We start from the raw sequence: 15,752 nt of genomic DNA, 5'->3' as shown, positions 1-15,752 counted from the left end.
AATTCTCATTTCCATGATTTTTTATGTCGTGCTTGATGGCGGTCATGTAATGCGTATGCAGGCACGGAAACTACCCGAATTTGCTCAAAACTGCCTCAAATGCGGATGCCCGCACAGCACCCCGCCGGTCGTCGGCAGAAAGTCCGGGCTTTCGGAAATGGTGGATGCGGATAGCTGCACAGAGAGGGTAGCCGGAGCGACCTCACGTCTGCATGCACATGCTTCCGTCTGTTGAATGGTTGCTGTTTTTTGTGGTCGCTGAACCTTGAGATTTTCTGATGTGAAATTCGAGCGCTGGGAGTAGGGGAAAAACGCTTTTTTCGACTGTGGACTTGCGGGACAATAGCCGGATCAGTATCCGTTCAGTTCTTCATCCGGCACTCACCACTAACAAAAACGCCAGGCAATTATGCGTTGCGTGACTGACCGCAGACGATATAAGGCGCTGATTGTGCGTTATTGCCTTGTTGGAAAACGGAATGGAATAGATCAATAAAGGAACGAATGCAAAAATTCCCCAGATCCAAAGAAGAGACGAATGAAGTGCTGCTAAAAGCGCGCCAGCAAAAACTACAGAGATGGCAGGGCGAAAATACAGATTAAACAGAAAGTATGCGATTGCCAGAAAATATGTCTCTAAAAGTGGCGATAAAATGGCAACTTCAATGAATGTCATGAGCAGAGGTGGTTGCAGAAATTCGGCTTCTAAAACATGCATACCGAAAAAAGAATACATGCCAAATTTGATTAATAAAGAAGCAGCAAAACCAAAGCAGCCAATAATCAGTGAGTAACCCACTGAATCTCTTATAAACACGTAATCAACTCCAGATGACAGAGTCCGGGCGTAACGAGGGTCTTCTGAAAAGGTTAATAAATTTTCCGAAATTTATATAACGGAAAAATTATTATCCTTGCAAAATAAATTTTTAATGCAAAACACGATATTTATTTTGTGATTTTCTGTAAATTTTATGCATTCGTAATTGATCCGATAATCCGCGGCCGGCGAAACTGTACTTCAGCTTGGATGAAAAATCATCCGGCAGCAAAAACAAAAACGGACAGCCAGCGCTGTCCGTTTTGTCTTCATGTCAGAACTGAATTAGCAGAGATCAGTGCCGGGTTGCGCAGCCGCCGCCTTTGGGCAGCATGGCGGCGTCGCGGCCGCTCATCTAGTGTTTGGTAAAGCAAAGTCTGTGAATGTTCCGAATACAAAGTTTAGTCAGGGACATGAGTAATGATGAGAGCATTGATTGGTCAGATTGTAACAAAATCAAAGAAGTAACTTTCTATTAATATTTTTTGTATATATTTATTGGGGTTTGGAAATGAAAGCAGAAAGAGCTGAGATATAAGTAGTTTTTAGTGAAAACCGATTGCAATGGGTGATTGTGGTTCTCGAGGCAGACGTCGTAAGTCTTTCAAACCTTAAGAAGCGAAGATTAGATGGCGCACGAAGAGTGTAAAAGCTATGCGCCAACCATGTTTGCACAGCACACGGAGCTTTTTCCGGAGGATCGGCGACAGTCGATTCTGGATGGTGTGGTGCTGGTCGGTATGACACCGTTTGAGGCGAGATTGCGGGGGGGGGGGCTTTTGCATACAAGGTTGTCGCGGATAAAGCAAAGTGGCCCGAGAATGCTGAACCTCTCAAAGTAATGTGGGCGCAGTCCATGCAGGCTGACAATAGCGATATTTGGATAATGTTCAAAAATTCATCGCAGTACCTAGGTGGCAGCGACACCTCCTTTCGTGTCAATTTTGAGCGAGGGAGTGCCGTGAGGATTAAAAAATTGGAGGGAAAAAGTGTTTAAGTTAAGAATTTTGCGATCTATTCTTATCTGCCTCGCGGCTGCTTTTTCGATAATGGTCGGAAAGTTAAGTCATGCTCATATCTTTGATAAATCACCAGAGCCAGGTACTGTTGACATTCATCTTTCTGAGGCTGGGGTTGTCGCCGATTTTAAATTCAAAGTTAAGAAACACTTCCCACATTGGTTTTCAATAAAATTTTGGTTTTTGGAGAATGATCAAGCAGAGCGAGCGCGCGTTCGGACGCTGCTGGGTGGGCACGCAGTCGATAAGACCGGAAAGCCAGTTGAGCCGGGTATCGCGACACCAATTAATCTGAAAATTTTTGCTGAGAGTGCGGGAGGCAAAGAAATCGAAGTCTACTCTCAAGATGTAGATCCAATAACAGCATCTTGGGGTCAGGGATATTTTGGAAAAAACATAGGGAACTGTGTTTTAACTCCTGGAACTTACAGAGCACGACTTGTCAATAAGCGAGCTGCTCAAGAGTTATCAGCTATACGCACCACTTTTGAAATAACCATGCCAGCTAAAGTGAATTTTGATCCCAAGAATATGAGTGCAAGGAGTGAGCCATGCCAACAGTAACCATTAATATCGCAGGTAAAGGAACCCAACTTCAGTATGCCACTACAAATTGCACCTCATTAGAGGCTGTGGCAATAGTAAAAATTGAATCGAAAAATCGTGTCTTTTTGACCATATGGGCGATTGCATCATGATTACAAAAAAGATTCTGGGTGTAATTGCCGGGGGGATGGTGCTTCTAGTCGGCTTGATCAAGACTTGGCCTCTCGTTCTTGAGCCTAACCTATCAGGATCCTTAAGAGTTTACTCAAAGTACATCATGGGTGAGCAAGCCGGGGTTTCGGATTTACTTGGCCCTGTCGATTTTGCTTGCGCAGTCGGCCCTTATGATAGCTATCGAGATGCTAGGTTTTCACAACTACTAACAGAGGAGCAAATAGTTGCAGCTGAAGGTGTTCTCAAGGAACAAAATCGAGACCGTCTTGGTGACACCCAGTTTTTTTTGGTTGGCTTCCACAGTGAAAAAGTTGTGGCAATCTATGCTTCAAACTTTTTTTCTAACTTTAAAAGCTTAGATAAAAAATCATCTGTGCCGAATTGTGTTGGCGGTAATGGATTGATTTTTCCAGAGAAATTTAACTCAGTCATTGCAATCAAACTTCAGGAGAGGAAATAGAAATGCCGCTTAGCAGACGATGTGGATATGATAATTTGTGTCAGATGCAAAGCGTTCTGTAAATACAAAAAAAAACGGACAGCCAGCGCTGTCCGTTTTGTCTTCATTTCTGAACTGAATTAGCAGAGATCAGTGCCGGGTTGCGCAGCCGCCGCCTTTGGGCAGCATGGCGGCGTCGCGGCCGCTGTCGCCTTCGTAACCAGCTTCCTGCAGTTTTTGAAGATAGGCGGCCCACAGGCTTTGCTGTTCCTGTCCGAGTTTGTACAGGTAATCCCAGGTGTAAATGCCGGAATCGTGGCCATCGTCGAATAAAGGGCGGATCGCATAATGGCCGACCGGTTCCACGCCGGTGATGCCGACCAGACGCTTGCCGGTTTGCAGGGTTTCCTGTCCTTGTCCGTGGCCACGTACTTCGGCGGATGGCGAATACACGCGCAGATATTCGAACGGCAGGCTGAAGGTGCTGCCGTCAGCGAAACTGATGTCCAGCACCCGGCTGCGGGTGCGCACGTCCAGAGAAACCGGCTGATGCTGTGATGTTGTCATGCGGACCTCAGCTCAGACGGTAAATGATCGCATCGCGCAGCGCGTTCAGCTGTGAACGGCGCTGCTCGAGTACGGCGCTGTCCGGCTCGCGCTGCTGCTGACCCCACACCGGTTGCGGGAAGTGTGCGTCATCTTCGAAACGCGGAATCACATGCCAGTGCAGATGCGGCACCATATTGCCCAGACTGGCCAGATTGATTTTGCGCGGCTGAAACACTTCACGCTGCGCGGCTTCCACCAGCCAGACCACACGCATCAGTTCTTCGCGTTCAGCTTCATGCAGATCGCTCATTTCCTGTTCATGCGCATTCCAGATCACGCGGCAAAAGCCCGGATACAGCGGATCATTCACCAGAATCACCCGCCACCATTGGCACTGAATCACCACATCTTCGCCGCTGCCGCGGCACAGTTCACATTGTTCCATTGTTTTATACCAGTACGCGTTCAATTCCACCCTGGTTGGCGCGTTCCACATAATCCACCAGCCAGTTTTCGCCGAGTAAATGGCGGGCCATTTCGACCACCAGATAATCGGCCTGGGTGCCACTGTCGTCATTGTAACGCGATAAGCCTTGCAGGCAGGCAGGGCAGGAGGTCAGCACTTTCACATCGCCGCTGAAACCGTCTTCACGCACTTTGTCGGCGGACTTTTTCATTTCGATTTCTTTGCGGAAACGTACTTGTGTGGAAATGTCAGGACGGCTGACGGCCAGTGTGCCGGATTCACCGCAGCAACGGTCGGTCTTTTCGATTTTCGCTTGTCCGTCCACGGCGCTGATCAGCGTATTCACGGTTTTCAGCGGGTCCTGCAATTTCATCGGCGTATGGCAGGGATCGTGGTACACATAGCGCGTTCCGGTCACGCCTTCCAGACGGATATTCTTTTCCATCAGGAATTCGTGAATATCCACAATCCGGCAGCCCGGGAAAATCTTATCGAATTCATAGGTTGCCAGCTGGTCATAGCAGGTGCCGCAGGAAACCACCACCGTCTTAATATCCAGATAATTGAGCGTGTTCGCAACGCGGTGGAATAAGACGCGGTTATCCGTCATCATTTTTTCCGCTTTATCAAACTGACCGCTGCCGCGCTGCGGATAGCCACAGCACAGATAACCCGGTGGCAGCACGGTTTGCACACCGGCATGCCACAGCATCGCTTGTGTTGCGAGGCCGACTTGCGAGAACAAACGTTCCGAACCGCAACCCGGGAAGTAAAACACCGCTTCGCTGTCCACGGTAGTGCTTTGCGGATTACGGATCACCGGTACCACTTTGTTATCTTCAATATCCAGCAGGGCGCGTGCGGTTTTTTTCGGCAGATTGCCCGGCATTTTCTTATTCACAAAGTGAATCACCTGCTCTTTGATGGTGGCTTTGCCAACCGTAGCCGGTGGTGCCGAGGTTTGTTTGCGGCTCAGGTTTTTCAGTAACTCATGACCAGCGCGCTGGGCTTTATAACCCAGTCCTACCATCACCTGACGGGTGGCGTTGATCGTAGCCGGATCGGTCGCATTCAGGAAAAACATCGATGCTGCCGTGCCCGGATTGAATTTCTTCTGACCCATTTTGCGCAGCAGATTACGCATATTCATCGACACATCGCCAAAGTCGATATCGACCGGACAAGGTGTGGCGCACTTATGGCAGACCGTGCAGTGATCGGCGACATCCGAGAATTCATCCCAGTGTTTGATTGAAATGCCGCGCCGCGTTTGTTCCTCGTACAGGAAAGCTTCTACCAGCAGCGAGGTCGCCAGAATTTTATTGCGCGGCGAATACAGCAGATTCGCACGCGGTACGTGGGTGGAGCAGACAGGCTTACATTTACCGCAGCGCAGACAGTCTTTCACGCTGTTAGAAATCGCGCCGATATCGCTTTGCTGCATGATCAGCGACTCATGGCCCATCAGACCAAACGAAGGCGTGTACGCATTACGCAGGTCTGCCGCGAAGCCGGGCAGATTCATCAGCTTGCCTTTATTGAAGCGGCCTTCCGGATCAATGCGGGCTTTGTACTGACGGAAATCGCGCAATTCTTCTTCGGTCAGGAATTCCAGCTTGGTAATGCCGATACCGTGTTCACCGGAAATCACACCGCCAAGCGAACGTGCCAGTTGCATGATGCGTTCCACAGCCTGATGCGCGACCTGCAGCATTGCGTAGTCATCGGAGTTGACCGGCAGATTGGTATGCACATTGCCGTCACCGGCATGCATGTGCAACGCCACAAACACGCGGCCGCGCAGCACTTGCTTATGCAACGCCACGCATTCTTCCAGTATCAGACGGAACGCAGCACCGTTGAAAATCTGACGCAGCGGTGCACGCAATTCCTGTTTCCACGAAATGCGGATTGTGCGGTCCTGCACCACAGAAAATAATTTCACATCCGGTTGCGCTGCCAGACGCGCCTGCAATGCGGCGCTATCGATACCCAGCGCCGTCAGTTGCGGCAGGGCTTCCGCCAGCGGCATATCGAGTTGCTGCAACAGGAAGTGCCAGCGTGCGCTGACCAGCTCCAGCAAAGCCAGCGTTTGCTGTACGCGGTCTTCCAGCAGTTCACCGGCCGGAATATCGTCGCCGTCTGCATCTTCACTTTTACCCAGTGGCAGATTGCCGTTTTTAAAGAAGGCTTGCAGTTTTTCCGTCAGGGCCAGTTTGTTGCGGATCGATAATTCAATATTGATGCGCTCAATGCCATCGGTGTATTCACCCATGCGCGGCAACGGAATCACCACGTCCTCATTGATCTTAAACGCATTCGTATGTTTGGAAATCGCCGCTGTTTTGGCGCGGTCCAGCCAGAATTTTTTACGTGCTTCCGGACTGACGGCAACAAAGCCTTCGCCGACGCGGGTATTCGCGATACGGATGACTTCCGATGCAGCACGTGCGACCGCATCTTCATCATCACCGACGATGTCACCGATCAGCGCCATTTTTGGCAGCACGCCGCGTCGCGATTTGGTGGTGTAGCCAACGGCTTTCAGATAGCGTTCATCCAAATGTTCCAGACCGGCCAGAATCGCGCCGCCGTTGCGGGCATCGGCATCCAGAAAATCTTTGATCTCCACGATACTGGGAATCGCTTCACGCGCCTGCCCGAAAAATTCCAGGCAGACGGTGCGGGCAAATTTCGGCATGCGGTGCAGAATCCAGCGCGCAGACGTAATCAGACCATCGCAGCCTTCTTTCTGCACGCCGGGCAAACCGGCGAGAAACTTATCGGTCACGTCTTTGCCCAGACCTTCTTTACGGAACACGCGGCCTTTGATTTCCAGTGTTTCGGTGCGGAACGCCTGCTTCTCGCCCGGATGCGTCCATTCGAGACGGAAACGCGCAGTTTCCACGTCATGGATTTTGCCCAGATTGTGATCGAGGCGAGTGACTTCCAGCCAGTCACCGTTCGGATCGACCATTTTCCACGAAGCCAGATTGTCCAGCGCCGTGCCCCACAACACGGCTTTTTTACCGCCGGCATTCATCGCAATATTGCCGCCGATGCAGGAGGCTTCCGCCGATGTCGGATCGACCGCAAACACCAGACCGGCTTTATCCGCCGCATCCGAAACACGCTTGGTGACCACACCGGCGCCGGTAGCGATGGTTGCGTAATCGCGGTCCACACCCGGCAGGCGCACATATTCGACTGCGCCGATATCTTCCAGTTTTTCGGTATTGATAACAGCGGACATCGGCGTCAGCGGAATTGCGCCACCGGTATAACCTGTGCCGCCACCACGCGGAATAATCGTCAGACCGAGTTCGATACAGGATTTCACCAGACCGGCGACTTCAGCTTCGGTATCCGGTGTCAGCACCACGAACGGATATTCAACGCGCCAGTCGGTCGCATCAGTCACATGCGAAACGCGGCTCAGGCCATCGAATTTGATATTGTCGCGCGCAGTGTGGCGGGCCAGCAGACGGCTGGTTTTTTTGCGCAGTTCTGCCGTGTGTTCAAATTCACTGGCGAACAGTTCCACCGCTTTGCGTGCGGCAGCGACCAGTGTTTCCACGCTGCTGCTGCGCTCGCCGTCTTTGTCGCCATCGGTATTCAGGCGGCGTTTTTCCACTTCATTCAGACGGTGATACAAGGCATCAATCAGCGCCTGACGCCGCTTCGGATTGTCCAGCATGTCGTCCTGCAAAAACGGATTGCGGCGCACCACCCAGATATCACCGAGCACTTCGTACAGCATACGGGCGGAGCGGCCGGTCTGACGTTTGCCGCGTAACTGATCCAGCAATTGCCAGGCATCAGCGCCAAGCAGACGGATCACGATTTCGCGGTCGGAAAACGAGGTGTAGTTATACGGAATTTCACGAACCCGGTCGGGTTTGCCTTCGTGGGCCTGCGCGGGCAGGACGGCGTTCTGGATTGGGGCGTTCATCTGCTGTGTTTATGTTGTCATGCAGGCAAGGCAGATCGTGGCAGGCTGGGTCTGCGCATGAAGCAGGCCTTGCGGTATTGCAATAGTTAGAAGGGTTGCCTTCATTCTAGCTTATTGCGATGCACAATGCTGCAACAGCCTTGAAGTTTGTACGGATATGGCAGGATTTTGTCGTGCGAAACCGAACAATATTTTGCGTCGGGCAGGGGATATGCGCCCGAAGACGGGAGCCAGACATCATAACCGCAAATCTTTGGTCGCTGCCAGTAAAAACAGGCTGTGCAGCTTATGCCACACAGCCTGTTGTTTGCAGACTACCGGAAACGCTGTGCTGCAGCGGGAATTAACCCAGCAGCGCGTCGGCAGATTTACCGTATTTAATCGTGGTTTCGACTGGCAGCCAGTTACCGGTTTGTTCGAAACGGCCTTGCAGCGCAAAGCGTGGTTTCTCGGATTTCAGGCTGTCGGCAGCGGCTTTAGACAATTCACCGATCTTGCCTTTTTTCAGACGATTCACGATCAGACCCAGTTCAGTATCCGGGAAGTCGCGCAGCATGTCGTAATCACCATCGCTGTCGCCAGCCACGAACAGCGGGCCGTAACCTTTCTTCGCAACCAGTTCCTGACGAATTACTACCGATTTGCCCGGACCCCAGTTCAGCGGCCAGTTTTTGCGGTAAGCGTTTTTGATCACATCGCCATCCTGTTCCAGACGCAGACCCAGTACGTTTTCACGCGCAACGTGGTAACCATACTTCGGCAGCGTCGCGAATACCGCCACCACATCTTCCAGCGATGCGGTGCTGACATACACATCAATACCGTGCTGACGGAAAGTATTCATCAGCGTACCGATTTCAGTACACAGACGGATACCGGCAAAATGCGTTGTGGTGATCACACCGGCTTTACCCGGCAGGGAAGCAGGGCTGGTGTATTTGGTTTTGGCCAGACCCATGCCCAGATTCGCATCATGCGATGCTTCTGCCAGACGGGTGACTTCCTGCATGGTCATGTTTGTGAAGAAGTAAATAACCCATGGATAACCAACGTTCACGCCGTGGGTGTCATTAACCGCTTCGTACAGGAAATACAGCTTGGCGCGGAAATCCTGGAATTGTTCAGTCGCGGTTACTTCTTCCAGCGATTTGCTGCCAGCCATGCCTTTGAAATTCGCGTGCAGGAAAGCGTAATCGCTGTCCAGATCAGCGCAAATGCTTTCCAGATCAACGATTTTGCCTGCGCTGTTTTTGAAGTCTGCGGCAAATGGACCTGCCGGTACGTTCTGGCGAATAATCGCAGAAAACTCTGCCGGGCTCAGTTTGAATGCCAGATGATTGATCTGGTACATCAGCAGCGCTTCTTCGCAGTCATTCATGATGCTGGTGTTATCCCAGTCAAACACGGCGTAAGGGCGGCGCTTAGGATTGTACGTTTTGCTGGTGTTACCGTGCTTCGCAATAATCGACGTCAGCAAAGCGTGGTTGCGTGGCGACCATTTGGCCGGATCCAGAAAGACGGAAGCCGCTGCAGGCGCTGCCGGTTTTGCCAGCGCTGGCGCTGCCAGCCCTGCGCCGGCCGCAGTTGCCAGCATACCTTGTAAGAATCCACGACGTGGAGCAGAAGTCTGTTTCATAGTTCACCCTAGTAAAAATCCGGACCGAAAAACCAGTATCGCCGAAGCCGGCACCATCCCTCAGTCTGACCGAAAAACATGACAAGCAGACGACACAGCGCAAACCTGCTGTGCAGTGTGTTGCTTTTTATATGCTTTCGTTATGTTGTCTGAAAGAAATAAGGAAATCAGCATACCAGAATTGTCAGAAAAAGCACTCATTGCCCCGACAGAACTCTTCTTCTGCGACAAGCAATTCCCGTTATTTAAGAAGCATGGCTGGAAAATGGTAAAGAAAACAGTAACGGCGCTATGCCGTTTCCCGCATTTTGGTTTTACCAAGCCCCGGACTTTCTGCCGACGACCGCCACATCGCTGTGCCAAACACCGCATTTGAGCCGTTTTCGGGCGATTTTCAGGCTTCCCGGTGCCCGTCAGAGCTAGAACTGGCAGGCAGTCAGCAACTGGACGGCCGTGACCGCCAGCTCAATAAAGAAATCTGCTCACATCAGATCCGCAATAAAAAGCCAGTGATTCAGGTGTTCGGCAACAACCGCCGCAGTTGTGATTTGATGTAAAAGTGCTTTATCCGGAAAGTTGCTCGTTGTATAAGTGTGCCGTGTCAACAATCACCTCTTGGCATTAAAGTCAGGTAAGAAGAAACCCGTTTTTACATTGTTCTAAGCCTAAGCCGCCATATTGGGATATGTTGGAGGGAATCCAACAACGACGACCGATCCGTTAGGTTTGGACAGCTTATGTGAAGCGATGGGAGTCGTTATGGATAAACATCCTAATTTTGTAAATGGATCTTGGTTTAATCCACGGGCGGTAGGTTCAGAGCCGACTCCTGCAGGAGGGCATGGCCAAACATGCAGCCAATTTTCCGCATAAAGATGGCAATGATTACGATATTCAATACGTGCAAGTTGGATGGTCAATAATACATACAATTTATCCCCCAGTGACTGCATGAATGCCTTTTTTTGGATAGACGATATTTAACGCGATCATGTTAGATAGGGACTATTTTAGGGGGGCGCTGATTTATTCGCATCACGGAAATTAGCTTCTTTGCAAACCAACCACTTATGCAGGACTCGGTAGAGAAGAAACGATTAAATCAGCGTTTTCTTAACAGGTGATTTTATATGTCTACATATTCAATAAATACAGATTTACCCGGTTTAAGGCGCTTCTCGGTCTCGTATTTTCAATATTGAGTGTCATAACAATAGCAAGTTATTTTTTTTCCGTATTCCTGTTTTTTACGGTTCCCTCGTTTGGTCGCTGTGGGTTTCATGCGTATTCTTTTTTGAAGCGCGTCGTTCGTTTAAAAAAATGGCGTTTTTTTGATGATTGCCAACATATCAAACTTAAGTGGGATGGGAATGAAAATTGCGGCCGTATTTGGAGAGTTTGCATTCAAAGATTTGGCTCAATGGCAAGGGATGATAATTGATAAAATAATAATAAGTAAGGCGGCAGAGCGTGCTGGATGGACTATAGGGGGCGAGTGTGAATGTTCCGAAAAATGAGGAAGTTGGGTTCGATGCGAAAAATCGATTGATCAGAAAAATACTGGCTAACCAATACGCAATTTGCCTCTTGGTTGGCGTGTTAGGGATTTTCGTTGCTGCTGCCGCGACAGATTGGGAAGTGAGGGCGATGTGGCGGGAATGTCTTTCTGGTGGTGTAGCGGGACTTGCGTTAGGAATATTTTTTGTAATTGATATAAATGGAAATTATTCAAAAACAAAAAGAATGACTCTTAGTGGATTAGTTGGAGCTACCGCCGGATTAGTATTTGCGGCGCTTCTTTCAGCATCAATACCCTTAGTTCTGATTTCCGTACTTGCTGGTGCAATCCTTGGTTTCACTAGCGGCGCATGGATATATCATATCAACTTGCCTTAGAACGTGTTTACGATCTCAGCTACAGTTTATAGATTAACAGTGTGGCCATTCTCGTCTCCAGTGTTTGACTTAACGGCGAATGGCGTGCAAATAAACCTCAGGCACCGGTCATTTATTACCAGCGTGATCATTTGGGCAGTGTGCGTTACGTCACTGATGCTAATGGCAAATTGTTAGGTACACAGGATTACAGTGCCTACGGCGCAATTGTCAGCCGCAGTGGCGTAACAGGCCAGCTTGGCTACGCAGGTATGTGGCAGCATGAAACCAGTGGATTAAACCTGACCTGGTACCGGCCATACAATCCGCGTGTCGGGCGCAGGTTAAGCCGGGATCCGATTGGTGAAGAGGGGGGATTGAATTTGTTTGGGTATGTAAATGGTAGTCCATTAAGCTTGACCGACCCTTCTGGTTTGCGACCTTTGACTGAACGTGAAAAAAAGTGCCTTTCACCTTATATTCCTGAAGTGGATTTAGGTAACGCCGACGTGCATGATGGGGAAGTGCCGTGGTATCTGGGCAAAGATTACGATGGCATAACAAGGGGTAATGATATTTATTTTCGTCCTGGTGTCTATGATGGAAATACGGCAACTGGAATTGCACTCTTAGGGCACGAGCTTATCCATGTCGGTCAATATAGAAATGGAATGAATGGGATTAGTTATACCTGGTCAACTAGAAACGGGTATGCTGAAAGTCCTTATGAACAAGAAGCATACGCTAAGCAAAATGCAGATTCGTATGGAACTTACAAAAGCAAATGGGGGATGCGGATGCAATCAATAAAATGGCTGTTGATTATGATGCTGATTTCAGCCTGCACTACGGAAAATGATGATTTGTCGCATTTGAATTGTTCCGCATTTGCGGATACTTTCTTCCGCAAGCCTGTCACTTCTCAGGCAGATGAATTCATCAAGCAGGATGTAGAAACGCAATATGCGATCTACATTTGCGGATGTCAGACGAGAGAACCGCCGTCCGTTCATTTGGCCATACCCTTCGCAAAAAAAGGACGGGAGGCAGCTGGATTATTGAAGGAGAAATTATCTCATTCACGCAGCGATGCAACGACCAGGGATATTTTGCTCGTGATTGAGCAAATGGCTATCCAAAAAAGCTATGACGTCGCGGGAGATCGCGATCTGATGAAGGTAATTGATGTTGCTGTTAGCCGCACGAAAGATCCGTTCTGGAAGAAACAGAACGAACAGGCTTACCAGGAAATTGTGAGCAGCAGATGAGTGTCGAACATATCAAAAACGGCCTTGTCGCATTCAACTACGGGCTATACCTTGACGTTTCGCTGCAGTAGATGTTTGCCCCTTGCGCTTCGAAAATGCGCATGTATCAAATAGTCATTTTTAAATGTTAATCATATGCGATCGTACAGCTGCCCTGCTTGCGGGGAAAAAACAATTCAGTTCACTCAGGTATTACGTGGATTAATACCATTCATGCGACCTGATCATTGCCGGAGCTGCGGTGCGAAAGTAGTTTTGGCATACGATGTTCGAGATAATGTTATCGTCGCGATTATTTTAGGTTTCACTTTGTTAGCAGCGGTTCAGAAAAGATCACCCGGATATTCAGTGTTTTTGCCGGGCTCATTCGTATTACTGAGTATTTTTTTCTGGCTAATATATGCAGCAAAATTCAAGGTTGATCAGGCGCCTAAATACTTGCAATACTTTATTCTTTTGGCACTATATTATTTTTTTTGGTTTTTTCCGCATTCATCTTGAATTAATGCGCTATGACGTTTGTGTATTTAAGGAGTCGCTGCCAAATGAAAATAATAAAATTGACTCTTGTTTTTATCTGTTCTGTATTGGTTATGTTTGGCATTAGTTACAGGTTGACAGTATGGCCTTTCTCTTCACCAATGATTGACTTAATATCCTGGACGCTAATTGGAATAGCATTTATTGTGCTTTTTGTTATTTCGAGAAATTAATAAGATGTGATATTTAATATTTTTTGCTAAATTAGGGGTGCTGATTTATTTGCCTCACGGAAATCAGCTTCTTTGAAAATCAAGCACTTATGCCTGACTCGATGGCGAAAAAAAATTAAATCAGCAATTTTTTAAATCTCACCTGAAAACAAAAATTGTTAACAATGTTGTGGGGATTGGTATGAAAAGTATTTTCCGCAAAAAAAGTAATTTTTTATACAGTGCCGTTTCAGTACTATTGGTTAATTTGTTATTGGCAGGATGTGTAAATTTTCCTAAAGAATCACATGCCGAAAAACTGAAGTCTGCGTGGGAGATTGTAGATGGCGTAATGGCATTGAAGTCTTTTGAGAATAAAAAAATTTATGATTATTTTGGAACACCATTTTCGGCAAGTAGTTCGTCTACTAATTTTAATTATTGGGAAGGGAATTTAATTAAGCTGGGAGATGGTGTGGTAATCCCAAAAATTTTATTACGGACTCCGAAAAATACTGATGTGGCAGATTTATTGCTCATAGATTTTGAAGGTCCATGTATACCAAAGAAAGAACTGCGATCTCGTTTTGCTGAGTTAAAAGTTGAAGTGGGTAAGCGTGGACATGGGGAAATGGATAGCACGCTTTATGTCCAGTATTCGGGATGGGGACGCATAACTTTTGAATTTATGGACAGAAACCCTGGCTGTTTGGTTTCTGTCAGTTTTCATCCGAAAGAAATTCCGAGACAGGACCACCAAGATAGGGCGACCTACTAGGGAACCGCTGATTTATTCGCCTCACGGAAATCAGTTTCTTTAAAAATCAACCACTTATGCCTGGCTCGACAGCGAAAAAAGGACTAAATCAGCGCTTCTTTAAGAGTTAATTTAATATGCCCACTTATTCAATATACAGATTTACCCGGTTTGCGGTGCTTCTCGGTCTCGTATTTTCATTATTGAGTGTAATAACAAAAGCAATTTATTCTTTTTCCGTATTCCTGCTTTTTTACGTTTCCCTCATTTGGTTGCTATGGATTTTATGCATGTTCTTTTCTGAAGAGCGTCGCTCGTTTAAGAAAATGGCGGTTCTTTGGATGATTGCCAATACATCAAACTTGCTACTGTTTGTTTCTTTCGCAGGACACGTAAAAAATTGGGCTCATTCACAAGGTGTTGAGATCGTTGTTGCTATCTCGTATTTTCCGGTAATTTTTCCCGCGGCAGTAATAGTGAAGTTTTTACCAGATAAACTTGATGAAAATTTAAATATACTGTTTGAATTAATGATTCGGTTATTTAATGGCGGTGTTGGCGATGCCTTAGCGATTTGGTTCAGCGTGTTGATTGTTGTAATAATTCAGTCTACCGGAATTGTTTTATTGTCGCGTTTTTTTACTCATTTAGCCGGAAAAGCTCGCTGGCAGCGTTAAACGGCGAGCAGGGAGATTGAGCGTAGTCTCGCAAGGGCGAATTCCCATAAACCAATGTTTCCTGGCGCCGCTCCGCAAAAACTCAACAATGTCGAAGTAGCGGTGGCAGTGGTAGCTCGCACCCAGACAGAGTAAAAAAAATGATCGTCGGAATTTTCAGCTTTATTGCAAAGCTCTTCAAGCGCTATAAAATTTCGCGGCAGTTACAACTTGAAAAACCGGTAAGGGGAATTCCTTACTGGTTTTTTTACGTCTCTATACATTGAAAGCGAACGTCAGCAATGCAAATGCAAGTAACCTTCATTAATAAGACGTTGAGTGTGGCTCTGGCGATCATAGGTTCAGTGTGGTTCATGCCGGTCAGCTTTTTGGCTGGCTCTCGCATCGGCATGGAACTGGTCTGCATGCAAACCGGATGCTCACGCAGCATGGAGCGCGGTGAAGCACCTCATGCGAGTTTCACGGTGTTGATCGAGCGGGAAAAAGGCGAGCTTCCTGAAGCTGTTCTGTTAAGTGAAGTCCGGGAGTTCTTTGCAATGCATCCTGATGCGACGCTGTTACTGTCCGGCCGCACTGGTAAGACTGCCGATCTCGCATGGGAATATCAGGTCGAATCACATTCACCTGAGCAACAGCGCGTCCGCGTGGAGTACCTCGATAGTCATAGTATGCGCTTCACCTACTCTGCATCGGCCCGAACAGTTCAACCGCTGGATTCGGAGGTTGTGGGTGTCGCTCATATGATGCTGGGTACGCCTCTGGGGCTGCTTTTTGCATTTGTCATTCGTCAGGTAATCGGGCGAGTTCGTCACCTGAGAGAAGCACTGGTCACGGAAGTGACGGAGTATGTTGCCAAGTCTTAATGCTTCTTTGAGTAATGTG

At 48.1% G+C, this 15,752-nt stretch carries 13 protein-coding genes; 8 read left to right on the top strand and 5 right to left on the bottom strand.

Features of this window, described 5'->3' with window-relative positions; all coding sequences use genetic code 11:
* Positions 1–370: 370 nt before the first annotated feature.
* Complete coding sequence (locus IE092_RS10305) at positions 371–799, bottom strand: hypothetical protein (RefSeq protein WP_189357083.1); 429 nt, start codon at positions 797–799, stop codon at positions 371–373.
* A 1,010-nt stretch (positions 800–1,809) separates the two neighbouring features.
* Between IE092_RS10305 and IE092_RS10300 the strand changes: the two genes are divergently transcribed.
* The 3 genes from IE092_RS10300 to IE092_RS10290 are packed head-to-tail and all read left to right on the top strand — an operon-like array spanning position 1,810 to position 3,019.
* Positions 1,810–2,403: a DUF5625 family protein gene (locus IE092_RS10300; RefSeq protein ID WP_189357082.1), complete on the top strand. Its 594-nt coding sequence runs from the start codon at positions 1,810–1,812 to the stop codon at positions 2,401–2,403.
* Complete coding sequence (locus tag IE092_RS10295; RefSeq protein ID WP_189357081.1) at positions 2,391–2,537, top strand: hypothetical protein; 147 nt, start codon at positions 2,391–2,393, stop codon at positions 2,535–2,537. Before IE092_RS10300 ends, IE092_RS10295 begins: the two co-directional genes overlap by 13 nt.
* Positions 2,534–3,019, top strand: coding sequence for a hypothetical protein (locus IE092_RS10290; RefSeq protein ID WP_189357080.1), 486 nt, complete (start codon positions 2,534–2,536; stop codon positions 3,017–3,019). Before IE092_RS10295 ends, IE092_RS10290 begins: the two co-directional genes overlap by 4 nt.
* A gap of 129 nt (positions 3,020–3,148) precedes the next feature.
* Here IE092_RS10290 and IE092_RS10285 read toward each other — a convergent pair whose 3' ends face one another.
* The 4 genes from IE092_RS10285 to IE092_RS10270 all read right to left on the bottom strand — a co-directional run bounded on the left by IE092_RS10285 (position 3,149) and on the right by IE092_RS10270 (position 9,601).
* A complete protein-coding gene (locus tag IE092_RS10285) occupies positions 3,149–3,565 on the bottom strand; it encodes a gamma-butyrobetaine hydroxylase family protein (RefSeq protein WP_189357079.1) in 417 nt (138 codons plus the stop codon).
* A gap of 7 nt (positions 3,566–3,572) precedes the next feature.
* Positions 3,573–3,992 (bottom strand): HIT family protein, encoded by a 420-nt coding sequence (locus IE092_RS10280; protein WP_189357078.1) that lies wholly within the window; start codon positions 3,990–3,992, stop codon positions 3,573–3,575.
* Between the two features lie 4 nt (positions 3,993–3,996).
* On the bottom strand, positions 3,997–7,965 hold the full coding sequence (locus IE092_RS10275) for a DUF3683 domain-containing protein (RefSeq protein ID WP_189357077.1): 3,969 nt from the start codon (positions 7,963–7,965) through the stop codon (positions 3,997–3,999).
* A 343-nt stretch (positions 7,966–8,308) separates the two neighbouring features.
* A complete protein-coding gene (locus tag IE092_RS10270; protein WP_189357076.1) occupies positions 8,309–9,601 on the bottom strand; it encodes an HAD family hydrolase in 1,293 nt (430 codons plus the stop codon).
* Between the two features lie 1,497 nt (positions 9,602–11,098).
* Between IE092_RS10270 and IE092_RS10260 the strand changes: the two genes are divergently transcribed.
* From IE092_RS10260 to IE092_RS10240, 5 genes are all read left to right on the top strand, one after another.
* Positions 11,099–11,497, top strand: coding sequence for a hypothetical protein (locus IE092_RS10260; protein WP_189357074.1), 399 nt, complete (start codon positions 11,099–11,101; stop codon positions 11,495–11,497).
* A 140-nt stretch (positions 11,498–11,637) separates the two neighbouring features.
* Entirely contained in the window at positions 11,638–12,744 is a 1,107-nt protein-coding gene (locus IE092_RS18870) for an RHS repeat-associated core domain-containing protein (RefSeq protein WP_229793125.1), read from the top strand.
* Between the two features lie 894 nt (positions 12,745–13,638).
* Entirely contained in the window at positions 13,639–14,214 is a 576-nt protein-coding gene (locus IE092_RS10250) for a hypothetical protein (protein ID WP_189357073.1), read from the top strand.
* Between the two features lie 269 nt (positions 14,215–14,483).
* Positions 14,484–14,870, top strand: a complete 387-nt coding sequence (locus tag IE092_RS10245) for a hypothetical protein (protein ID WP_189357072.1) — start codon at positions 14,484–14,486, stop codon at positions 14,868–14,870.
* Between the two features lie 287 nt (positions 14,871–15,157).
* Positions 15,158–15,733, top strand: a complete 576-nt coding sequence (locus IE092_RS10240; RefSeq protein WP_189357071.1) for a hypothetical protein — start codon at positions 15,158–15,160, stop codon at positions 15,731–15,733.
* Positions 15,734–15,752 lie beyond the last annotated feature (19 nt).

The organism is Cognatundibacterium squillarum, assembly GCF_014652435.1.
In the GTDB taxonomy this organism is placed as follows: domain Bacteria; phylum Pseudomonadota; class Gammaproteobacteria; order Burkholderiales; family Burkholderiaceae_D; genus Undibacterium; species Undibacterium squillarum.
This window is presented reverse-complemented; position numbering and strand designations above follow the sequence as displayed.

Excerpts from the sequence above, each read along its gene's own strand:
- IE092_RS10295 (WP_189357081.1), top strand. The coding sequence starts at position 2,391 with ATGCCAACAGTAACCATTAATATCGCAGGTAAAGGAACCCAACTTCAG.
- IE092_RS10290 (WP_189357080.1), top strand. The coding sequence starts at position 2,534 with ATGATTACAAAAAAGATTCTGGGTGTAATTGCCGGGGGGATGGTGCTT.
- IE092_RS10285 (WP_189357079.1), bottom strand. The coding sequence starts at position 3,565 with ATGACAACATCACAGCATCAGCCGGTTTCTCTGGACGTGCGCACCCGC.
- IE092_RS10280 (WP_189357078.1), bottom strand. The coding sequence starts at position 3,992 with ATGGAACAATGTGAACTGTGCCGCGGCAGCGGCGAAGATGTGGTGATT.
- IE092_RS10275 (WP_189357077.1), bottom strand. The coding sequence starts at position 7,965 with ATGAACGCCCCAATCCAGAACGCCGTCCTGCCCGCGCAGGCCCACGAA.
- IE092_RS10270 (WP_189357076.1), bottom strand. The coding sequence starts at position 9,601 with ATGAAACAGACTTCTGCTCCACGTCGTGGATTCTTACAAGGTATGCTG.
- IE092_RS10250 (WP_189357073.1), top strand. The coding sequence starts at position 13,639 with ATGAAAAGTATTTTCCGCAAAAAAAGTAATTTTTTATACAGTGCCGTT.
- IE092_RS10245 (WP_189357072.1), top strand. The coding sequence starts at position 14,484 with ATGTTCTTTTCTGAAGAGCGTCGCTCGTTTAAGAAAATGGCGGTTCTT.
- IE092_RS10240 (WP_189357071.1), top strand. The coding sequence starts at position 15,158 with ATGCAAGTAACCTTCATTAATAAGACGTTGAGTGTGGCTCTGGCGATC.